This window comes from Rothia nasimurium, assembly GCF_014217215.1.
Lineage (GTDB): Bacteria > Actinomycetota > Actinomycetes > Actinomycetales > Micrococcaceae > Rothia > Rothia avistercoris.
Window position 1 is genome coordinate 360,488 of sequence record NZ_CP056080.1, and the last position, 20,680, is coordinate 381,167.

Genomic DNA, 20,680 nt, shown 5'->3' on the forward strand with positions numbered 1-20,680 from the left:
TATATGACCTGGCGCCCATAGGGGAGTATTGTGTGAGTGCACACACCCACACGGTTGTGGGACATCACAGTCACATTGGAGCCTCACCATGTCACCACAGAGCTCTTCAACCCTAGAGCAGGAGCGGCCAAAGCCCTACGTCGACCCCGACGTGCTCGATGCCGAACACCGTACCTGGAAGCCCAAAACTATCGCCATCTGGGCCCTCATCGCCCTGGTCGGAGCGGTTTCCTGGTCCATGATCGCTGTCTTCCGCGGCGAAACCGTCAACGCCATCTGGTTCGTCTTCGCCGCCGTCTGTAGCTACCTGATTGCCTACCGTTTCTACGCCCGCTTCATCGAAGCCAAGCTCACCCAGCCCGATGACCGCCGCGCTACCCCCGCCGAATACGACGCTGACGGCAAGGACTACGCCGCCACCGACCGCCGCGTACTCTACGGCCACCACTTCGCCGCTATCGCGGGCGCTGGCCCCCTGGTAGGCCCCGTCCTGGCAGCCCAGATGGGCTTTTTGCCCGGCACCATCTGGATTATCGTCGGCGTTATCTTTGCCGGTGCCGTGCAGGACTACCTAGTGCTCTTCTTCTCCATGCGCCGGGGCGGACGCTCCCTGGGTCAGATGGCCAAGGAAGAGCTAGGAACCGTAGGTGGCTACGCCGCCATTCTGGCAACCCTGGCCATCATGATCATCATTACCGCTATCCTTGCCCTGGTCGTGGTCAACGCCCTGGGTGAATCCCCCTGGGGTGTTTTCTCGGTAGGTATGACTATCCCCATTGCCCTCTTTATGGGCGTTTACCTGCGCTACCTGCGCCCCGGTAAGGTGGGCGAAGTATCGCTGATTGGCTTCGTCCTGCTCATGGCCGCTATCGTGGGCGGCGGCTGGGTCTCCAACACCGCCTGGGGTATGGAGTACCTGCTGCTTGACCGCGTTACCCTGGCCTGGTGCGTCATTATCTACGGCTTTATCGCCGCCGTCCTGCCCGTCTGGTTGCTGCTCGCCCCGCGCGACTACCTCTCAACCTTCATGAAGGTGGGCACCATCGTGCTGCTGGCTGTCGGCATTATCGTCGTCCGCCCCGAAATCACCGTCCCCGCCATCAGTGAGTTCGCCGGCCGCGCCGACGGCCCCGTCTGGTCAGGTTCCCTCTTCCCCTTCCTCTTTGTCACCATCGCCTGCGGTGCTCTGTCTGGCTTCCACGCCCTCATCGCCTCGGGTACCACCCCCAAGATGGTTGAAAAGGAACGCCAGACCCGTTTCATTGGCTACGGCGGCATGCTCATGGAATCCTTTGTCGCCATCATGGCCCTGGTCGCTGCTGTCACCATCGACCGCGGCATCTACTTCGCCATGAACTCAGCAGCCGGGGCAACCGGCGGTACCGTCGAATCAGCGGCCGTCTTCGTCAACTCCCTGGGCCTGACCGGCGTGCACGTTACCCCCGAACTGCTGCAGGGCACCGCGGACGCCGTCGGCGAGCACTCCATCGTCTCCCGCACCGGTGGCGCCCCCACCCTTGCTGTGGGTATGGCGCTGATTCTCAACCAGATGCTGCCCTGGTTCGAGCTCACCAGCTTCTGGTACCACTTCGCCATCATGTTTGAGGCCCTTTTCATCCTCACCGCGGTGGACGCCGGTACCCGCGTAGCCCGCTTCATGCTCTCAGATACCCTGGGCAACTTCTTCCCCAAGTTCCGCGACCATAACTGGCGACTGGGCGCCTGGCTGACCACCGCCGTCATGGTGGCAGGCTGGGGTTCGATTCTGATTCTGGGGGTCACCGACCCGCTCGGCGGCATCAACACCTTCTACCCCCTCTTCGGTATCGCTAACCAGCTGCTGGCTGCTGTTGCGCTGGCTGTCTGCCTGGCGATTGCCGCGAATAAGGGCCGCTTCAAGTACCTCTGGATTATCGCCCTGCCCCTGGTCTTCGACCTGGTTGTTACGGTGGTGGGCTCCTACCAGAAGATTTTCTCGTCCAACCCCGCTGTGGGCTACTGGGCTAACCACTTCCGCTACAAGGACGCCCTGGCAGCCGGTGAAACCTCGCTGGGTGCGGCGAAGGACGTCGCTGCCATGGAGGCGGTTGTACGCAACACCTTCGTGCAGGGCTCGCTTTCTATCCTCTTCGTGGTGCTGACCCTGGTGGTCGTTATTACCGCCCTGATTGAGGTCGTCAAGGCTAAGAACGGCCACGCGAAGGAAAGCAAGGAAAACCCCTACATCGAGTCGAAGCTCTACGCCCCGGCTGGCATGATTGCCACCCCCGCCGAGCGTGAGCTAGAGGCCCAGTGGCAGGAGTTCTACCGCAAGCACCCCGACCAGATTAGCGGTTCTGCCGGGCACAGTGGCCACTAGGAGAGAAGTATGAGCATCCGTTCTTTCCTCGCCCGTGTCCGCTGGTTCGCTAACGGAGTTATGGGCGCAGATAAGTACCAGAAGTACCTGGCCCACCACCGTGCCAGCGGCTGCGCCCACGCTCCTATGACCGAGCGGGAGTTCTGGAAAGACTACACTGACTCCCTCGATAAGAACCCGGGAGCTCGGTGCTGCTAGGAGCAGTGAGAGGCTACGTGCGAAGGGAAGACTTGCCGTAGCGCATCACAAAGAAGTCTCGATATAGCGAGGTACGGGGGCACACGGAAGCCGGCTGGCTGGGGCTGGCATGAATCGCCTGTGAGCGAAGCGAACCGGCGAGAAGGTTAGTCGGCGGAGTGTGTCCCCGTACCTCGCTTTTTCAACATCCAGTAGCAAATATTAGGGTAACCTAAGTATATAGACCTCGTGGAAGGAGTAACCGTGGGTATCAAAGACTTCCTGCAGAGCCGCAGGGACGACGCCGAACTTGGCAAAGGTCTCTGGCGTCGCGCTCACGACCGCTTCGTTCGTGGCCTCGACCGCTTCCACCAGATTCTCGAACGCGTGCCCGCCGGGCCCACTCTTGAAGAGCTCGTCCCCCTGGCCAACGACCTGGCTGACCTGCTGCCGCGCGTCCGCACAGTTGCCGCCGAGGCCCAGCGCCTGGCCCCCAGCGAATCAAACGATATTCCCGCTTCTCCCACCGGGGTGTACTCCGACCTGCATCGGGCGCTTTCCAAGGCGGGTAATTCCTTAGCCCTTTGTGCTGAAGCCCTGGCTATGACCCGCTGCGCCGGTGAGTGCGGCACCGACTGCACCCGCACCGCCACTATCGCCCACCGGGTTGAAACGGTGCAGCAGCACGTTGCGGACGCCGAAGCCCGCCTGGATGCCGCCCGGCAGGAAGCGCTGGCCCCGGCGTCCTAACCGGTTCTGTCATCCATATCGCGTAGCTATCCCCTAAAAAGTGCCTGCCCGCATGTGCCGCTAGCCGGTAAGGTAGGTGGGTGCCCATTCGCGCTTTCTCAGGGCACCGCCACACACCGCACCTGATTCAGAGGGGATTTCTACGTCATGAACCGCTACGCCCACATTGATGCAATGCGCGCTTTTGCGGTGCTTTTGGTGGTGTTTTCCCACGCCGGGCTGACCTTTGTGCCGGGTGGGTCGGGTGTAACAATTTTCTTTGCTATCTCGGGCTTTATCATCACCTACCTGCTGCTGCGGGAGCGTGATAAGACCGGTAGCTTCGACCTAGCAGGCTTTTATATTCGCCGCCTGCTCAAAATCGCCCCGCCCTTGATTCTGGCGATTGTGATACCCACGCTGGTTTATCGGTCGTTGGGTGGGGCCGTCGATACCCTGGACTTTCTGGGGCAGGTCTTCTTCTTCTTTAACCTGCGCTACCTGGACTCGCAGATTACGGTGCTGCCGGGTACGCACGTGATGTGGTCCCTGTCGATTGAAGAGCAGTTCTACCTGGTCTTTGCCCTGATTTGGCTGGTACTGGTGCGATGGACCGCCTACCGGCGGGCCCTGACCGTACTGGGTGTGGCCGTGGTGCTCTACTCATCGCTGTCTCGCTGGGTTCTGCATGACGCCGGCGCTAGTGCCGGCCGCATCTACTTCGGCACCGACACCCGTGTGGAGGCTATTGCCATCGGCATGCTCACCGCCCTGTGGTACCACCGCTACGCCGCGGACGAAATGGTGCTGGGGCGCGAGGTCGTGGGCCGCCGCTACCGGTCGGGGGCCCTGATTCAGGACGGACGCACCATCCCGCTTCTCGGGCGCAACTGGGTGCTTTGTGCCGCCCTGGGGGTTTACCTGCTGACCCTGGTGATTCGTGATGATACCTTCCGCGATACGGTGCGCTATTCGCTCCAGGCCTGGGCGGCGTCCGCTGTGATGCTCTGGGGCCTGGTTGCTTCACGCCAGCCGCTGGGTGCTACTGTGCACCGCTTCTTGGCCTGGCGGCCCTTACAGCTGGTTGGCCTGTCGAGCTACAGCACTTACCTGGTACACGACGTGCTCTTCAAGGCTCTGGAACCCCACCTGCACGGGCTGCCCACCCTGGCCCAGGTTGCCCTGCTGGCCCCTCTGGGTGTGGCCGCCGGTGTGGCGATGTATCTGGTGGTCGAAGTGCCGGTGATGCGTTTCAAAGACCGCTATTTCGGGGCGAGCTGGAAGAAGCAGGCGGCAGCGGTCGATACCCCCGGCCCCATGGGAACTAAGAGCTAGAGCAGCCCCTCGTTACGGTTTATCTGATGGGCGAGCGGGGCTGATGTGCCGCCTTATCACAATGCTGGTAAGCCATACAGCCCCAAAGGCCAGAGCCCCAAGAAACATGTAGAGCGATAGGACTCCAAGCCCGATGTAATGCTCTTCACTGACCCGCGCTGACAGGTAGAGGGCTAGGGCTGCCACCGTAAAGAGCAGGGTTAGAGTAGCCGGTATTTTTCGTGCCTGTAGTAGAGACTTCTGGAACGCCATGAGGCCCACCTCCCATGAAACCTTAAATCCGTGTATACGGTTGTTTTTATGGTGAGGCCTCAGCTCTGCCAGGTCAATGCATCAAGAAATATTTACTTAAAGTAAGGTGGCTCCCCCCCCGAGGCCTAACGAGGAGTAGTCTCATGTTAAAGACACATTAGCGCACGCCGGGAGGCCACTGTGAAGTACAAGTCCGCACTCATTTTTCTTGCTATCGCTCTTTTATTTTTGGTTCAGAGCCTTATCTTTCAGGCACCCAATGAAAATGCGATGAACACCCGGCTGGTAGAGCTGTGTGCTGGATGCTTCGTAGCCGCCTGTTTCTGGTCTTGGCTTGCGACGCACCTTCGTAATAAGCTCGCAGCCTGGATTGCACAGATTTCAGGCATTCTTGGAGTTGTACTCTATGCCTACCGCGTGTTCGGGGTAAATATATCTGACCTTACCGACCCCATTGTTTTGGTAGGTTCCGCCCTGGTCTTTCTCTTGCTAGCTGTTCCTGCCGCTTACGCTATTTACCTTCTGTTTCCGCGCTTCCGTCAGCAAGAAAACTTTTAGAGCAGCCCCTCGCTCCGGGCCGCCGCGATAGCTGCCGTGCGGTTATCGACGCCCAGCTTGCTGTAGATATGCACCAGGTGGGTCTTCACCGTGGCCTGAGAAATAAAGAGAGCCTCAGCCAGCTCCTTGTTGGTAGCCCCGGTAGCCAGTAGCTTGAGCAGCTCCGTCTCACGAGCCGACAGAGAAATAGCGGGCCGCTGCATACGCTCCATCAGGGCCGCCGTGATCTCGGGCGACAGCGTCCGCTCACCCCGCGCCGTCGCCAGCACCGCCGCCTGCACCTGCTCGGGCGGAGCGTCCTTCAGCAGATAGCCCAGAGCCCCTGCCTCAATAGCCGCAACGATATCGCCCTGGGTGTCAAAGGTCGTCAAAATCAGCACTGGCGGCCCGCCCGCAGCCTTGAACGCGCGGGTTGCCTCGATGCCGTCCATGGGCTTCATCTGAATATCCATGACAACCACATCCAGCGCCGCCCCAGCCCGGGCCTGCTCCGCGGCCACGGCGAGCGCCGCCGACCCGTCAGCTGCTTCGGCAACCACATCGATACCTTCAAAGCTTTCGAACATGGCGCGCAGGCCGGCGCGCACAACGGGGTGGTCATCAACGAGTAGGGCGCGGACGGTCACTGGGCCTCCTGGTCGGGTCGGTGCTGGCTGGTCTGCTTGAGGGGGATACGGGCTGTGAGGACGGTGCCTTCACCGTGGGTGCTTTCAATGTCTAGGCTACCGTCGAGGTGGGCAACGCGCTCGCCAAGGGAGGTGAGCCCGTAGCCGGTTCCGGTTTCGCTGAGGGTGCCTGTTGCTAGGGGAGTGGGGGTGAAGCCGCGGCCGTTGTCGAAGACGTCGAGGGTGACTTCGCCGGGCCAGATGCTGAGGGTGAGGGCCGCACGGCTGGCTTCAGCGTGGGCGGCGACGTTGGCCAGGGCGCCCTGGGCTACGCGCATGATGGTTGCCTATACCGCCTCGGGCAGAGCGTTAGCTGTTTCTTCCTTCCCTTCGAGGATAAAGGCGCAGGTGAGGGGTTTCCCGGCGGCTTTTTGGGCGGTCTCGGTGGACGCGGCGAGAGCCCTGAGCGCTGATACCAGGGAATCATCCAGGGCAGGGGATGAGAGATCCCGAATAAAGCGGCGGGCCTCAGCCAGGTTAGCGGCGGCAGAGTCCTGGATAACGCGCACCTGGGCGGCTGCGGCGTCCGCCTTTCCCTCCTGAAGCGAGGACGCCGCTGCCCGGGAAACCAGCACAATGGACGAAAGCCCCTGGGCCAGGGTGTCGTGGATTTCGCGGGCTAGGCGCTCGCGTTCTTCGAGCTTACCGGCGCTGTATTGCTGCTGGACGAGCTCAGCCTGCACCGCGCGAAGCTGCTGGGCGAGCTGGTACTGGCGGGCGGCGTCGGCGCGCAGGGCGCGGTAGGTGAAGGAGATGACGATGGCGAGCAGGGCCCCCAGGGTGGGGCCGATGAGGTAGCCGGGGGCTAGCCCCTCGGAGTGAAGGTAGTCGAGGCCAAACCCGGCAGGCCCCACCAGGGGCAGGGCAATGGCCAGGGCGCAGAGGACGAGGGTTGCAGCTACCCCAGCTACGGGGGCGAGCAGGTGCAGGTAGAGGAACATGATGGGGAAGACCACCCAGGTGAAGGAGCTATCGAGCGCCATAAGCCCCAGCCACAGCAGGGTGATGACCAGTAGCCACAGGTGGGCAGGGGTAAAGCGGGCTGCCTGCCGGTAGCGGGCGGACGCACCCGGCCGGGGGAAGAAGTCGGTGAAGGTTGCAGGTAGCCCCTGCCGGTTCTCGTAGACCGTACCGGCCAGATAGATTCCACCGAGCGCCAGTGAGAGCACCCCGATAACGGTATGCCGCACCTGGTAGACGCTGCCGACCACGGTCAGAACGGCACCAAAACACAGCAGAAAAGCGAACATGACGTGCAGGCTCACCCGCAGAATCTTGAGCACCAGCAGGGTCTGCTGCGAGGAGGTAGCGGGGAGGGGGCTGGGCACGGTCGTCATACAAACTCACTTTACCTTTTGCCGACCAGGTGCAGCTGGCGAGGCCGCATCAACCAAATGGTTGATTCCAGGTTCAACCCTTACCCCGATGTGGGCAACCCCCGGTGGGAGCTTGAATAGAAGTATCAAGTTTTCCTGTATTTGAAAGGTAGTGCAGTCATGTTCGTTGGTTGGCGTGACATCCTCTTTGCCAAGGGCCGTTTTACCCTGATTGGGGCGACCGTAGCCCTGATTACCCTGCTGCTGGTCATGCTGACCGGTCTGACCGGCGGGCTGGGCAACCAGAACACCGATGCCCTTGAAAAGATGGGGGCTGACCGCTTTGTATTCGCCCCGTCTGAGAGCGGAGGCAAGGCATCCTTCACCGATTCCGCTGTCACTGCCGGCCTGCAGGAGGAGTGGCAGGCAGCCGGTGCCAATGCCATCCCGGTCGGTTTCCTCACCGGCAAGGTTGAGGGCAACGGGGCCGCTTCGATGAGCCTAATCGCTACCCCTGCCGGTTCTGACCTGGCTGAACACACTGCGCCCCTCATCCAGGGCGCCGAGCCCGGTGACGGGCAGATCGCCCTGCCCACCAGCGTTGCTGAAGAGATCGGCGCGACCGTGGGTGATACCGTTACCTTCTCGGGCACCGATGTGACCGTCTCAGGCATCACCGAAGACACCTTCTACTCCCACACCAACGCAGGCTGGGCAACTACCGCCACCTGGCAGGGCATCACCCACCAGCGTGCAACCGAAGGGCCGGACGCCGTGCTCGGCACCGTCCTGGCCGTAACCGGTAGCGCAGACTACGCAGCCACCGCAGATGCCACCGGAACCCAGGCCCTGACTACCCGCGAGTCCTTCGCAGCCCTGCCCGCCTACTCCTCCGAGAATGGCTCCCTCAAAACCATGCAGGGCTTCCTCTACGGCATCTCCGCCCTGGTAATTATCTCCTTCTTGACCGTCTGGACCATTCAGCGCACCCGCGACATCGCCGTCATGCGCGCCCTGGGTGCCTCCCACGCCTTCCTCACCAAGGACGCCCTCGCCCAGGCAGCCGTGATTCTCGCCGTCGGTGCAGCCCTCGGTGCCCTGGTGGGCTGGGGCCTCGGCACCCTGGCCGCAGGAGCCGTACCCTTCCAGCTCTCAGCCCTCACCATCGCCGGCCCCGCCACCGGAATCTGGGCCCTGGGCATGGGCGGCGCCCTCATCGCCCTGCGCCGCGTCGCCACCGTAGACCCCATGATTGCCCTCGGCGGCAACTAGAACAGAAAAGAGCCTCACCATGGCTGACCTCCTCACCCGCCCCCTGGCCGAAGGAACCCTAGCTGCCCCCAGCGTCCTTGAACTGCGCGACATCGTGCTGGACTACCCCGACGGCGTAGACGAGAAGGGAAACCCGCGCACCATGCGCGCCCTAGATCACGTGAACCTCACCGCGGGCCGCGGCGAGTTCATCGCCCTGACCGGCGCCTCCGGCTCGGGTAAGTCCTCCCTGCTGTCGGTTGCCGCCGGGCTCATCACCCCCACCGCCGGGGTTCGCTTCATCAACGGCACCGACACCACCGCCTACAAGGACACCGACCTCGCGGCTCTGCGCCGCACCGACATCGGTATTATCTTCCAGCAGCCCAACCTCATTGCCTCCCTCACCGCCGCCGAACAGCTAGAACTCACCGCTCGCATCAGCGGCGCCCGCGGAGCAGAACTCAAGGCCGCCCGCGCCACCGCCGCAGACCTGCTCGACATGGTAGGACTGGGCGAAGCCGCCAACCGCCGCGTACACCAGCTCTCCGGCGGCCAGCGTCAGCGCGTCAACATCGCCCGCGCCCTCATGGGATCACCCTCCCTGCTCCTAGCTGACGAACCCACCAGCGCCCTCGACGCCGAACGCTCCGCCGCCATTGTCGAGCTCCTAGCCAAGGTCACCGCAGAGTTCAATACCGCAACCCTCATGATCACCCACGACCTCGAACAGGTGCAGCTCACCAACCGCGTCGAGCACATGGTCGACGGCCGCCTAGAGAGCTCACCGGCAGCCTAGGTTTTACTCCGAGAGTCAGCCAGCCCCGGGGCAAGCGGGCAGGGTAAACTTGAAGCGGTCAAAATAACCTTTACAAGGACACACCCGTGATTAACTTTCACCGCAACGAACGCGCAGCCTCCCTACCCGCCCGTCTCTCCCGCTCCTGGCTACTGGTCTCTGCCGCCGCAAGCGAAGAAACCATCGCCGCAGCCCTCGAATCAGAGGCTGACTCGGTGATCATCGACATCGAAGACGGCTGCCCCGAAGGGCAGAAGGCCGAAGCCCGCGAGCACCTCAAAACCATGCTCAACAGCGGCGCTTCAGCCTGGGTTCGTATCAACGGTATTGAAAGTGATCACTGGGCCAAAGACCTTGAAGCCCTCAACCAGGTCAGCGGCCTCAAGGGCGTCATGCTGGCCATGACCGAGCACCCCGATCACGTCACCCGCACCGCCATGATGCTCCCGGCAGGTACCCCCGTTATCGCCCTCATCGAAACCGCCCTGGGCATGGTGAACGTTGTGCGTATCGCCAAGGCCCCCGGCACCTTCCGCCTAGCCTTCGGCGTAGGTGATTACCGCCGAGACACCGGCGTATCAGATGACCGCATCGCGCTGGCCTTTGCTCGCTCCCAGCTGGTGCTAGCCTCCCGCGTGGGCGGCCTAGCTGGCCCCATCGACGGGCCCTCGGTAGGCAAGTACGGTGGCGACCTCCTCCAGGACTGCGCTATTACCACCAGCCACGGTATGACCGGCAAACTCACCCTCGACCCCGCCCAGGCAGAAACCATCAACGTCGGGCTAGCCCCCAGCGCCGACGAGATTAAGTGGGCCCGAGAACTCCTGCAAAAGAGCGAAGGGGATTCCGTACCTCAGGACGGCTCCTACCTGCCCCGTCTTGCCCGCGCCCGCAAGGTCTCGTCGCTGGCCAAGACCTACGGCCTGTGGCGTAGCTAGAAGAACTCCCAGGTGGTAGCGGTAGGATAGGCAGCGTGAAGAAATATCTTGGTTTTCAAACGCGTAGGACGCCCACCGGCGGCTTCTCCCGCGGGTTCCTGCTACTCTTTGCCCTGCTCCTCGTGCCCTCACTGGCCCTCTGGGGTTTCTACCGCTGGCTCTTTGCCAACGACACCCACCTGCTGGTGGTACCTTTCTTGGCGGTTATCACCGCCTGGATTTGGGCCTACCTCATCGGGTACGGGGCCGAAAACCACCTGGACGAAGGCTAGCCCCACCCGCACAGGATTGGGTGTCGCCAGAAGCGGGCGGACGCGTCCGCACGGGCGGTCTATAGACAACAAAAAAACTCGCGGCCCGCACCTGAACCGGTGCGGGCCGCGAGATTTTGTTGATGGAGCCCCCAGTCAGATTCGAACTGACGACCTTTTCTTTACGAGGGAAATGCTCTACCCCTGAGCTATGGAGGCCTGCTCCCACCCCTTCATCGGGGGCGAACGAAAGAAAACTTTACCAGAAAGAGAGGGCTGCAACCACCGGTTACGGGCACTGCCTGAGCAAAAGCATGGCACCCCCAACCCTAGATTTTGTGGCCTGTAACACTAGAATGGATGGCATGACAAATTCACAGCGTTCCGGGCTGCACCCCCGCCCGGTTTTCAATCAGCTCCCCAAGTACGCCGCAGGTAAACCCCCGGCACCGGTTGAGGGGCTTACTCAGTACAAGCTCTCATCGAATGAGAACCCCTTCGGGCCGGTGGCCTCGGTTGCTCAGATTCTGGCTGAGTTCGATACCGTCCACCGCTACCCCGACCCGCTCTCTACCGCCCTGCGTACTGCGCTAGGGGAGCATCTGGAGGTTGACCCCGAGGATATCGTTACCGGCGCAGGAAGCTTAGGCGCCCTAACCCAGATTCTGACCACCTTTGCAGGTACCCACCCCGACGGTGTGCAGGACGAAGTTATCTACGCCTGGCGCTCTTTTGAGGCCTACCCCATCTGCGTTGGCCTGGCCGGTGCTAAGAGCGTGCAGGTGCCCAACCTGCCCAACGGCGCCCACGATCTGGACGCTATGGCAGCTGCCGTGACCGACCAGACCCGCGTCATCCTTATCTGCACCCCCAACAACCCCACCGGCCCGGCCGTCACTGAGTCCCAGGTGCGCAACTTCCTGGCCAAGGTGCCCAGCGATGTGCTCGTGGTGATTGACGAGGCCTACTTCGAGTTCTGTGCGGCCTCCGAGATTCCTGAAGGGCAAGAGCCTCCCGTCAACGGCCTGGACGTCTACCCCGACTACCCCAACGTTGCTATTCTGCGCACCTTCTCCAAGGCCCAGGGCCTGGCTGGTTTGCGCGTGGGCTACTCCATCACCCATCCCGAGGTCACCGCCCACCTGCGCGTGGGTGCCACTCCCTTTGCGGTCAGCGCCCTGGCTGAAAAGGCTGCTGTGGCCTCCCTCGACTACAACGACGAGGTCATGGAGCGAGTAGAACACCTGGTCGCTGAGCGTGAAAAGGTCGTCGCCGGGCTTCAGGAGCTGGGCTACTGGGTTCCCGAAACCCGTGCCAATTTCGTCTGGCTACCCCTGGGTGAGCACTCGGCAGCTTTCGCTGCCCTGGCTGAAGCTAACGCCCTGTCCGTGCGTGCTTTCGCCGGCGAGGGCGTGCGCGTGAGCATTGGCGAGGACGAGGCCAATGCCCGCCTGCTCAAAATCGCAGCAGAGTTCGAAGAACGCACTGATAAGCCCCTCTAGGGCAGGCGGACTGTAGGTGGGCGGGGGCATCTGACCGCCCACCTACCTCAACTTATTTGCAATTAATCCCTCAAAATTCTAAAAATGGACCCTCTCTGTCCACCGGCAGGCGTAGGGTTAAGAAAAGGTAGTAACAGAGCAAGACCGGAGACCCCCATGTCACAGACACAAACCCCAGGTAATCCCTGGGGAATACCAGAGCGTATCCAGCTCATGAACGAAGCGGGTGAGACCACCCCCCACACCAGCTTCTCAGCCTACGCAGACGAACTCACCGGTGAAGACCTCAAAGACATGTACCGCACCATGGCCCTGACCCGCCGCTTCTGCGACGAAATGACCTCCCTGCAGCGCCAGGGGCAGCTGGCCCTCTGGGTTCCCTCCCGCGGGCAGGAAGCTGCCCAGGTTGCGTCCGCCCGGGCCCTTGCCACCAACGACTACATCTTCCCCTCCTACCGCGACCACGGGGTCCTCCTCGAACGCGGCATCACTCCCGAAGAAATCACCCCCCTCTTCCGGGGCTCAGGCACCCTGGGCTGGGACGCCAAAAAACATAACGTGCACTCCTACACCCTGGTGCTGGCCGCCCAGGTACTCCACGCCACCGGCTACGCCATGGGACTGAACCTCGACGCCGAGATCCAGGCAGAAACCGGTCAGGCCCAGACCGGCCAGGGGCAGGGAACCGACCCCGAACAGGACGCCGAGAAACCAGCCGTAGCCGTCTACTTTGGCGACGGGTCAACCACCGAAGGCGACGTACACGAATCTATGGTCTTTGCGGCCAGCTACAACGCGCCCGTCCTTTTCTTTGTGCAAAATAACCACTGGGCCATCTCTGTGCCCTTTAGCGTGCAGTCCCGCGTGCCCATCTCAACCCGAGCTGCCGGCTACGGCTTCGAGGGCCTGCGCGTGGACGGCAACGACGTGCTAGCCGTCTACGCCGCCACCCGCTACGCCATGAACAAAATCAGGGCGGGGGAGGGGCCCGTGCTGATTGAGGCAGAAACCTACCGACTCGGCCCCCACACCACGGCCGACGACCCCACCAAGTACCGCCCCGAGGACCACGGCGCCACCTACGAGCCGCTCGACCCCATGGTGCGCCTCGAAGCCTACCTGCGTTCAACCGGCCAGGCCGATGACGCCTTCTTTGACGAGGTCACCGCCTACACCAAAGAGCAGGTGAAGGGCGTCCGCTCCTACGTTCTTTCCAGTGAACCCGACACCTTCGAAACCTACCTGGACCGCGCCTACGCGGCCCCCCACCAGCAGGTTGAGGACGACCGCGCCTTCTACCGCGCCTACAACGACGGCTTCGAGGAGGACTAACTATGTCAGACCAGACCCCTCAGCAGGGCACCGAAACCCTCACCCTGGCTAAGGCTATTACCCGCGCCCTACACGATGAAATGACCGCCAACCGCAAGGCTCTGGCTCTGGGCGAAGACATCGGCAAACTCGGCGGCGTCTACCGCGTAACTGACGGCCTGCAAAAAACCTTTGGCCCCACCCGCGTCATGGACACCCCCCTGGGCGAATCCGGCATTATCGGAACCTCCATCGGCATGGCCCTGCGCGGCTACCGGCCCGTACCCGAAATCCAGTTCGACGGTTTCGTCTTCCCCGGCTTCAACCAAATCACCTCGCAGCTCTCTAAAATGCACGGCCGTACCCACGGCCAATACGAGGTGCCCGTTACCGTTCGTATTCCCTACGGCGGCATGATTGGCTCGGTAGAGCACCACTCGGAGTCCCCCGAGGCCCTCTTCACCCACACCCCGGGCCTGCGCGTGGTGACCCCCTCGTCCCCCCACGACGCCTACTGGATGCTCCGCAAAGCCATCGCCCACCCCGACCCGGTCATCTACTTCGAGCCCAAGCGCCGCTACTGGATGAAGGGCGAGGTCAACTTCGCAGATACCGACTTCGACCCCTTTACCGCCCAGGTAGTACGTGAGGGCGACGACCTGACTATCGCCACCTACGGCCCGCTGGTTCCGGTGGCCCTGGCTGCCGCCCAGGCCGCGGTTGAGGACGGCCGCTCCATCGAGGTCATCGACCTGCGCTCCCTCTCACCGCTTGATATCCCCACCATCGAGGCTTCGGTGCAAAAAACCGGGCGCCTGGTCGTGGCCCATGAGGCCCCCACCTTCGGCGGTATCGGCTCAGATATCGCAGCCGCCATCACCGAGCGCTGCTTCTACCACTTAGAGGCCCCCGTGATCCGCGTGGGTGGCTACCACATGCCCTACCCGGTCTCCCGCGTCGAAGAAGAGTACGTGCCCGGTATAGACCGCCTGCTCGAAGCCGTCGACCGTTCCCTGGCCTACTAAAGCCCGAAAGGCACACCATGTCACAGATCTTTAACCTGCCCGATGTGGGCGAAGGCCTCACCGAGGCAGAAATCCTCAGCTGGAAGGTAGCTCCCGGCGACACCGTCGAGGTCAACGACGTACTCGTTGAAATCGAGACCGCCAAGTCGGTTGTTGAGCTACCCTCCCCCTACGAGGGCACCGTGCAGGAGCTCCTGGTTGCCGAGGGCGAGACGGTAGAGGTGGGCACCCCCATCATCGCTATCGCCGGGGAGGGCACCGAAGCTGGCGGGGGGAGTAGGCCTGCGGCAGAGCGTCCGGACGCCGCCCCCCAGCAGGCTGCCGCACCGGCAGGGGAGCAGGGCGGCGGCAACGCCCTGGTAGGTTCAGGCCCCAAGGCTGACCCCGTCAAGCGCCGGGCCCGTAAGAAGACAGCCGCTACCCACCCGGTTGCTACCCGGCCCGCCGCCGTCCCCCAGCCTGAGGCGGCTGTGGCAAATGCGTCCGCTCCGGTACCTGCAGCCGCACCGCTACCCACCGACAGCCGCCGTCAGCTACTGACCGGCCTCCCCGCCCGCGCGGGCAAGCTCCTGGGCGAAGGCAGCAAGGGAGTGCTCCGCCGCCTGGGCAGCCAGGACCTACCCGCAGAAACCGGCACCAGCGAGGTACCCCGCCGCCAGCCCCTCGCCAAGCCCCCCGTGCGTAAAGCAGCCCAAGACATGGGAATCGACCTAGCCCAGGTCACCCCCACCGGCGATCAGGGGCAGGTCACCAAACGCGACCTGCTCAACTACGCAGCCCACCTGAGCCTCAGCGAACAGGCCAACGTCACCGACACCACCGACCCCAAGAGCTTCTGGATCCCGGCAGGTGTTGGGGGTGACCGTATCGAACGTATCAAGGTCAAGGGCGTCCGCAAAGCCACCGCCAAAGCCATGGTCGAATCCGCCTTCAAGGCCCCCCACGTCTCAATCTTCGTCGACGTAGATGCCACCCGCACCATGGAGTTCGTCAAGCGTCTCAAGAAATCTCCCCAGTTCGAGGGCGTCAAAGTCACCCCGCTACTGATCCTGGCCAAGGCCGTCATCTGGGCAACCGCCCGCACCCCGCAGGTCAACGCCACATGGACCGACTCCGAGATTCAGATTAAGCACTTCATGAACCTCGGAATAGCCGCAGCCACCCCGCGCGGCCTGATGGTCCCCAACATCAAGGATGCCCAGACCATGAACCTGCGGGAGCTGGCGCTCGCCCTCAACGACCTGACCACCCGGGCCCGCGAAGGCAAAACCCAGCCCGCCGAAATGCAGCAGGGCACCATGACCATCACCAACATCGGCTCTCTGGGTATTGACACCGGAACCCCGATTATCAACCCCGGTGAGGCTGCTATCATCGCCTTCGGCACCATTAAGCAGAAGCCCTGGGTCGTAGACGGTGAAGTAATTCCCCGTTGGGTTACCACCCTGGGCGGGTCCTTTGACCACCGCGTCCTCGACGGCGACCTGTCGGCTAAGTTCCTGGCAGATGTTGCATCAATCCTTGAGGAACCCGCGCTCCTCCTCGATATGTAAAGGGCAGAAAAGCACAAGGCCCGGGCACTCATGTGAGCGCCCGGGCCTTGCAGCACACGGTAACCTCGCTGGCTCCGTCGAAAGTTCAACCTGATGGCTAAAAACCAACGGAACGAGTGTGAACAGAGTGAGGCTCCCGCCGGTTAGGGCGGGAGCCTCACAACGCCAAGGTACGAAACCTGGAGCATAATCCGAATTATCTCCCCTAAGAAATCCGAATCTATGGGCACTGAGCCCACATAAGTTCAGGTCTCGTAGGTTACCTTATGCCCTTGAGGTGCTCCTGTCGATAATCTCTGGGTCAGTCCCCCAACGTCGCCAGAACACTGAGTCCCCCGACTCAGTGCAAGAAACACTCAAGTTACTGTAAATCTTAGTCGAGGGTGGCTCGGTCTGTATGTCCTCATATAGGGCGACACTAGCGCCTACCCCCGGGGCAGGAGGCTAATCGCTTCCCTCAAAATGCCCACAAGACTGCCCCACCATAGATAGGGTGCCCAGACTAAATAAGCTCTAGAAACGTTCCACCACGCCGGTCTGAGAAATCTCAATGGCACTAGGTTCTTCGTCCTCTGAATTGCCATCGTGTACCAGCATGACAGCGGTCTGATCGTCAGCAGGGAAGGCACGCACCGTGATAGTACCGCCTGACGCGTTATCAAAAAGATCAACCGCACACTGGGTAAGCGCCAGCGATACACGGGAGGGTAGGGCCGAGCCGCGCTCGTCCAGAATATCGACCTTGACCCCGCGCTGGCGGGCCAGCCAGGCGGCGTCCAGAATCTCCTTATTCACGATGTAGCGGCCGCGAATCGTATCGCGCAGATGTGCCTCGGTGAAGCGGAACTCGTCCATCTCGGTGCGGGTCACCGGTGACTCGTTATAGGCGATGCGGTGCAGCATATCCTCGGTCAGAGCGCGGACCTCCTGCACACGCTGGGTAGCGATAGCGCCCATATCGGTCTCTTCGGCGCGCCCGGCGTCCGCGGTAATGCGCATACTGAGGGCCTGCCTGGTCTTAGAGACCGCCTGCTCAATCTGCTTAGGCACAATCATGCTCAACAGCATGAGCAGGAAGGGGATAGCAAACTCGGTAGAGAGCGTCAGACGGGTATCGAAATAGTTGGTGTGCCAGCTCAGCACCAGCACCACAAAGCCACAAAAGAAGAGCCAGCCAAAGAAAGTATGGCGGCGCAAGACCAGCCCCGCAGCCAGCAGGGTGTAGGCCATGAGGGGCCAGGAGAGATTGGAGAAGGTAATCGAGTGGCTGATAGCGCTCAGCGTAGTATCAACCGAGTTAAGCCCCAGCACCATGATGATGGGCATCATGACGTCGGGCAGGGCCAGACGCTTGGTGGGAAGGAAAACCGGTAGTGTAGCCAGGGCGTAGAGACTCAGCAGAATCGCCCAGTGGGGGGCGCGGGTGACGGTGTAGTGGTCGTACCAGAAGAAGAAAGACCCCAGAATCAGCAGGGTGACGGTACTCAGAATGAGGGTGAGGATGCGGGAGCGATAGTACTTAGCCAGCATTGGGTTCCTCATGGGGCCACTGGACGACAACGCGGGTGCCCTTCTCCGGTGCCGAGGTAATGGTGACCATACCACCGGCATCCTCCATCGATCGGATCATCGACACGCGCACGCCCAGGCGGCGGAAATCGATGTTGCTCATCGAGAAGCCCTGGCCCTTATCTGAGATGGTGCAGAGAATGTAGGGGCGCACCTCGTCGGAGCGGGTGGAGTTGAAGGGGCGGCGCATCTCGGTACGAATCGAGATATGGGTGGTGCGGGTGCCCGAGTGGCGGGCAGAGTTAGATACCGCTTCGGTGACGGCGTGGGTGAAGGCCCTTGCTGCGGTGTAGGGCAGGGTGGAATCGGGGCTGGCGAGCGGGTACTTTTCGATGGAGTCGGAGACAAAGCGCAGGCGCTGGTTCCAGGGCTCCACGCCCTCTGCAATCTGCTCGGTTAGAGCCTGGAAGGTGATGGGGCGCTGGGGCTGGGACTTGAGGGCCTCTTCTTCGAGCACGCCGATGGCGCGGCGGGCTAGCAGGCGGGTGCGCTGGGGTAGCTCGCCGGGGTTACGGCTGGCGTCGAGCAGGGCTGCCATCACGTTATCGTGGACCAGCTTATCGAAGCCTTGTAGCTCCTTGGCGTAGTCGCGTGAGCGGTTGAGCAGAAGCTGGGCAGAGAGGGTCTCGTAGTAGGTCTTGTCTGATTCGTGGACGGCGTTGAGGGCAAAGCGGGCCAGTCCGGCCAGCAGGGCGCAACAGAAGCCTAGATAGGCCACACGAATGAGAAGCTCGGTGGCATCGAGGGGGGAGCCTTTGATCACGTGGGCAGATACCGAGCTGATGACCAGTAGTACCGGGAAAACGATGCTGTGAATGATGCTCTCTCGCGGGCTTTCTTCGAAGACCGGAACCAGCATGGCATAGATGCCAAAGAGCCAAGACCAGGGAATTGCGGAGTGTTCAGCCCCTACCGTGAAGGGCCACAGAAGGTAAGAGCCGTAGGCGATCGCCAGCATAAAGCTCACGACCTTAGCAGAGACTTCCTTGCGAATGCCGTTGAACATCAGCAGGGCAGCGTGGGCTACTAGTAAGGGAATGATCGCCAGATACCAGTAGGAGTCACCCCCGCGAATCTCAGAGATGTTGGCAAGCGACTGGAATAGCAGACCTACAGCGATGAGGGAGTAGATGATTTCCAGGGTGCAGTAGAGGTCGGAGGAGCTCGGCCCCATGAGTCGCTGCTGCCCTGTGGTGAGGGAGAGTGACTTGAAGGAGAAAGAACGGATGCGGTCTGCCCGCGACGGTTGTAGCGCGTGGGCTAGGTCCCGGGAGGCGCCGCCGGTGGTGGTAGACAGGGTGCGTCCTTAGGTCTTCGCGTCTTAGAGGTTGCGGTCTGCGGTTGAGGTGTCTTCCATGGAATCAACCAGGCCGTCTTCGATAGCGCGAATACGCAGGTCGATCTTGGTGGGGGCGGGGCGGCCGACGCGGGCGTACTTCTCGCGGATACGGTCGATGTTGGTCTTAACAGCGGACTGCTTGATGCCCATGCGGCGGGCTACCTGTACCTGTGCGAAACCTGAGGCGTAGAGGCGCAGGGTTTCCTGCTCGCGGGGGGAGAGGTTGGCGCGGGAGAACTCGTGGTCACCGTCGATTGCTGCTGCCAGTTCCTTGGTGACAACGGCCCTGCCTTCGGCGATGTTCTTGGCTTCTGCCAGCGCGTGTTCGAGGGGCTCTGACTTGCGCACCAGACCAAGGGCACCTGCCTTGAGAGCTTCACGAATCAGGCCGGGGTTCTCTCCGATGCTGAAGATGAGCACCTTGATGCCGGCACGCTGCAGGATGTCGACGTTTTCTGAGGGGCGGGACTTATCTTGCAGGGAGAGGTCGAGCAGCACAACGTCGCAGTCGCGCTTGAGCTTGCCCAGGTCAGCGGACGAGGGGTCGGAGAGACTGCGACCCAGGGCAACGAGAAGGTCTGCCGCGGTGGGTGCTGCGGCGACCAGTTCGATTTCGCTGGCGCCTGCTGCGACGGCTCGTATGCCCTCACGGACGACTTCGTGGTCATCGACAATGCCTACGCGTACTACGCTCATGATCCCTACTTACCTCGTGTGCTGGTGCAACCTTCACCTGTGGGTGGTGGCTGCTCGTCGGTTGCTGTGTGTGGTGCGGTGAGCAGACTGGGTGTTTTTCTTACGAAAATATTTTACAGGCAAAGTGTGGTTGGTGGGCTGAACTGTGGGCGCGGTGACGCGCTCTTACTGTTTTAGCGGCTGCGGGCGTCCGCGGTAGTCAGGGCACGGTGGTAGCGCAGCCCCAGCCCGGCTCCTGCGAGGGCGGCAAGAAGAGCTAGGACACCGGTGGCCAGGACGGTCAGGGCGCCGATAGGTAGATCGGGGGCCAAGAGGGGCTGGAGGGCGTAGGCGGGTGCTAGGGGGTGTGTGAGCTGGGCGGTTGCCCATGTGAGCAGGGTGGCAAGAAGTGCGCCCAGGGTGCTCATGGCAAGGACGCCCACGGCCTGTTTGCTGGGGGCTAGGGCCGTCATGCGCGAGGCGGTGTAGCCTGCAAACCCAAAGGCCACCGAGATAAGGACGGCAACCGTGATGAGCCAGGGCAGAGCCTGTGTGCGGCTGGCGGGTGCGGTGACGGCTAGAACCGTCTCGGTCAGGCCGCTGTAGACGGAGACCCCCAGAACCCCCATCATGGTTCGGGCTAGGGCCAAACCCCCGGTGGTAAGGGCGTAGGCGACCAGGGCACCACAGAAAGCCGGGACGAACTGCACCCGTTTGAGGGCAGCGGCGGGCGCTGTCGCACCCAGATTTGCTGCGGGGCGTGCGGACGCCGGCATCGGCTGCAGAGGCTGGGCAGGAGTTGCCGGTTCAGCAGAATAAACCTGCTGAGTGGGCTGGGGCTGCGCCTGAACCGGAACGGTCTGCTGGTGGTTCTGCTCTGTGGGTGGAACGCGCTGGTAGCGGGTAGCCGAGACCTCGGGGTCTGCTGGGGTAGACGCCGGGCTGCCACCCGCGTCCTGCCCGAAGGTGCGCGGGTCGAGCACCCGGGTGGGGTCGGAGTCCTCAAAGACAGCGTCCCACTCATCAAAATCACGGCGGTTCTTAGGCTGATCGGTCACCGGCAACGCCCCTTTCTA

Annotated in this window: 20 protein-coding genes and 1 tRNA gene; 13 read left to right on the forward strand and 8 right to left on the reverse strand. The window is 62.2% G+C overall.

Annotated elements, in window-relative coordinates; genetic code table 11:
• The first annotated feature begins 88 nt into the window (after positions 1-88).
• The 5 genes from HWU94_RS01740 (at position 89) to HWU94_RS01760 (ending at position 5,410) form a co-directional block, all read left to right on the forward strand.
• Positions 89-2,359, forward strand: a complete 2,271-nt coding sequence (locus HWU94_RS01740) for a carbon starvation CstA family protein (RefSeq protein ID WP_185174046.1) — start codon at positions 89-91, stop codon at positions 2,357-2,359.
• 9 nt (positions 2,360-2,368) lie between these two features.
• A complete protein-coding gene (locus HWU94_RS01745; RefSeq protein WP_185174047.1) occupies positions 2,369-2,557 on the forward strand; it encodes a YbdD/YjiX family protein in 189 nt (62 codons plus the stop codon).
• 243 nt (positions 2,558-2,800) lie between these two features.
• Positions 2,801-3,286, forward strand: a complete 486-nt coding sequence (locus HWU94_RS01750) for a dehydrogenase (RefSeq protein WP_185174715.1) — start codon at positions 2,801-2,803, stop codon at positions 3,284-3,286.
• Between the two features lie 147 nt (positions 3,287-3,433).
• Positions 3,434-4,600 carry an acyltransferase gene (locus HWU94_RS01755; protein WP_185174048.1) on the forward strand — a complete coding sequence of 389 codons (1,167 nt, stop codon included), beginning with the start codon at positions 3,434-3,436 and terminating at the stop codon, positions 4,598-4,600.
• Between the two features lie 432 nt (positions 4,601-5,032).
• Positions 5,033-5,410, forward strand: a complete 378-nt coding sequence (locus HWU94_RS01760; RefSeq protein WP_185174049.1) for a hypothetical protein — start codon at positions 5,033-5,035, stop codon at positions 5,408-5,410.
• Here the strand turns inward: HWU94_RS01760 and HWU94_RS01765 are convergent.
• From HWU94_RS01765 to HWU94_RS01775, 3 genes are read right to left on the reverse strand one after another with little or no spacing between them, the layout of a single operon-like run.
• On the reverse strand, positions 5,407-6,036 hold the full coding sequence (locus tag HWU94_RS01765) for a response regulator transcription factor (protein ID WP_185174050.1): 630 nt from the start codon (positions 6,034-6,036) through the stop codon (positions 5,407-5,409). The genes HWU94_RS01760 and HWU94_RS01765 overlap by 4 nt on opposite strands.
• The gene (locus HWU94_RS01770; RefSeq protein ID WP_185174051.1) at positions 6,033-6,353 is read right to left on the reverse strand and encodes an ATP-binding protein; all 321 of its coding nucleotides are present in this window, start codon (positions 6,351-6,353) and stop codon (positions 6,033-6,035) included. Before HWU94_RS01770 ends, HWU94_RS01765 begins: the two co-directional genes overlap by 4 nt.
• 9 nt (positions 6,354-6,362) lie before the next feature.
• A complete protein-coding gene (locus tag HWU94_RS01775; protein WP_185174052.1) occupies positions 6,363-7,412 on the reverse strand; it encodes a histidine kinase in 1,050 nt (349 codons plus the stop codon).
• Positions 7,413-7,571: 159 nt separating this feature from the next.
• Between HWU94_RS01775 and HWU94_RS01780 the strand changes: the two genes are divergently transcribed.
• From HWU94_RS01780 to HWU94_RS01795, 4 genes are all read left to right on the forward strand, one after another.
• Positions 7,572-8,663, forward strand: a complete 1,092-nt coding sequence (locus tag HWU94_RS01780) for an ABC transporter permease (protein ID WP_185174053.1) — start codon at positions 7,572-7,574, stop codon at positions 8,661-8,663.
• 19 nt (positions 8,664-8,682) lie between these two features.
• Complete coding sequence (locus tag HWU94_RS01785) at positions 8,683-9,441, forward strand: ABC transporter ATP-binding protein (protein WP_185174054.1); 759 nt, start codon at positions 8,683-8,685, stop codon at positions 9,439-9,441.
• Between the two features lie 86 nt (positions 9,442-9,527).
• Positions 9,528-10,379, forward strand: a complete 852-nt coding sequence (locus tag HWU94_RS01790) for a CoA ester lyase (RefSeq protein ID WP_244955993.1) — start codon at positions 9,528-9,530, stop codon at positions 10,377-10,379.
• Positions 10,380-10,414: 35 nt separating this feature from the next.
• Positions 10,415-10,651, forward strand: coding sequence for a hypothetical protein (locus tag HWU94_RS01795; protein ID WP_185174881.1), 237 nt, complete (start codon positions 10,415-10,417; stop codon positions 10,649-10,651).
• Positions 10,652-10,774: 123 nt separating this feature from the next.
• Here the strand turns inward: HWU94_RS01795 and HWU94_RS01800 are convergent.
• Positions 10,775-10,849: transfer RNA gene (locus HWU94_RS01800), tRNA-Thr, on the reverse strand.
• Between the two features lie 146 nt (positions 10,850-10,995).
• Here HWU94_RS01800 and HWU94_RS01805 point away from each other — a divergent pair.
• The 4 genes from HWU94_RS01805 (at position 10,996) to HWU94_RS01820 (ending at position 16,021) form a co-directional block, all read left to right on the forward strand.
• A complete protein-coding gene (locus HWU94_RS01805) occupies positions 10,996-12,132 on the forward strand; it encodes a histidinol-phosphate transaminase (protein ID WP_185174055.1) in 1,137 nt (378 codons plus the stop codon).
• Between the two features lie 156 nt (positions 12,133-12,288).
• On the forward strand, positions 12,289-13,464 hold the full coding sequence (locus tag HWU94_RS01810; RefSeq protein WP_185174056.1) for a thiamine pyrophosphate-dependent enzyme: 1,176 nt from the start codon (positions 12,289-12,291) through the stop codon (positions 13,462-13,464).
• A gap of 2 nt (positions 13,465-13,466) precedes the next feature.
• Complete coding sequence (locus HWU94_RS01815) at positions 13,467-14,468, forward strand: alpha-ketoacid dehydrogenase subunit beta (RefSeq protein WP_185174057.1); 1,002 nt, start codon at positions 13,467-13,469, stop codon at positions 14,466-14,468.
• A gap of 17 nt (positions 14,469-14,485) precedes the next feature.
• A complete protein-coding gene (locus tag HWU94_RS01820; protein WP_185174058.1) occupies positions 14,486-16,021 on the forward strand; it encodes a dihydrolipoamide acetyltransferase family protein in 1,536 nt (511 codons plus the stop codon).
• A 513-nt stretch (positions 16,022-16,534) separates the two neighbouring features.
• Here HWU94_RS01820 and HWU94_RS01825 read toward each other — a convergent pair.
• The 4 genes from HWU94_RS01825 to HWU94_RS01840 form a co-directional block, all read right to left on the reverse strand.
• Entirely contained in the window at positions 16,535-17,551 is a 1,017-nt protein-coding gene (locus HWU94_RS01825) for a hypothetical protein (RefSeq protein WP_185174059.1), read from the reverse strand.
• A complete protein-coding gene (locus HWU94_RS01830; RefSeq protein WP_185174060.1) occupies positions 17,541-18,764 on the reverse strand; it encodes an ATP-binding protein in 1,224 nt (407 codons plus the stop codon). Before HWU94_RS01830 ends, HWU94_RS01825 begins: the two co-directional genes overlap by 11 nt.
• 147 nt (positions 18,765-18,911) lie before the next feature.
• Positions 18,912-19,625 carry a response regulator transcription factor gene (locus tag HWU94_RS01835; protein WP_185174061.1) on the reverse strand — a complete coding sequence of 238 codons (714 nt, stop codon included), beginning with the start codon at positions 19,623-19,625 and terminating at the stop codon, positions 18,912-18,914.
• Between the two features lie 173 nt (positions 19,626-19,798).
• Positions 19,799-20,662, reverse strand: a complete 864-nt coding sequence (locus HWU94_RS01840; RefSeq protein ID WP_185174062.1) for a hypothetical protein — start codon at positions 20,660-20,662, stop codon at positions 19,799-19,801.
• Between the last annotated feature and the right edge of the window lie 18 nt (positions 20,663-20,680).

Coding starts and splice junctions, on each gene's coding strand:
- HWU94_RS01740 (WP_185174046.1), top strand. CDS start 89: ATGTCACCACAGAGCTCTTCAACCCTAGAGCAGGAGCGGCCAAAGCCC.
- HWU94_RS01745 (WP_185174047.1), top strand. CDS start 2,369: ATGAGCATCCGTTCTTTCCTCGCCCGTGTCCGCTGGTTCGCTAACGGA.
- HWU94_RS01755 (WP_185174048.1), top strand. CDS start 3,434: ATGAACCGCTACGCCCACATTGATGCAATGCGCGCTTTTGCGGTGCTT.
- HWU94_RS01770 (WP_185174051.1), bottom strand. CDS start 6,353: ATGCGCGTAGCCCAGGGCGCCCTGGCCAACGTCGCCGCCCACGCTGAA.
- HWU94_RS01775 (WP_185174052.1), bottom strand. CDS start 7,412: ATGACGACCGTGCCCAGCCCCCTCCCCGCTACCTCCTCGCAGCAGACC.
- HWU94_RS01780 (WP_185174053.1), top strand. CDS start 7,572: ATGTTCGTTGGTTGGCGTGACATCCTCTTTGCCAAGGGCCGTTTTACC.
- HWU94_RS01785 (WP_185174054.1), top strand. CDS start 8,683: ATGGCTGACCTCCTCACCCGCCCCCTGGCCGAAGGAACCCTAGCTGCC.
- HWU94_RS01805 (WP_185174055.1), top strand. CDS start 10,996: ATGACAAATTCACAGCGTTCCGGGCTGCACCCCCGCCCGGTTTTCAAT.
- HWU94_RS01810 (WP_185174056.1), top strand. CDS start 12,289: ATGTCACAGACACAAACCCCAGGTAATCCCTGGGGAATACCAGAGCGT.
- HWU94_RS01815 (WP_185174057.1), top strand. CDS start 13,467: ATGTCAGACCAGACCCCTCAGCAGGGCACCGAAACCCTCACCCTGGCT.
- HWU94_RS01820 (WP_185174058.1), top strand. CDS start 14,486: ATGTCACAGATCTTTAACCTGCCCGATGTGGGCGAAGGCCTCACCGAG.
- HWU94_RS01825 (WP_185174059.1), bottom strand. CDS start 17,551: ATGCTGGCTAAGTACTATCGCTCCCGCATCCTCACCCTCATTCTGAGT.
- HWU94_RS01830 (WP_185174060.1), bottom strand. CDS start 18,764: ATGGGGCCGAGCTCCTCCGACCTCTACTGCACCCTGGAAATCATCTAC.
- HWU94_RS01835 (WP_185174061.1), bottom strand. CDS start 19,625: ATGAGCGTAGTACGCGTAGGCATTGTCGATGACCACGAAGTCGTCCGT.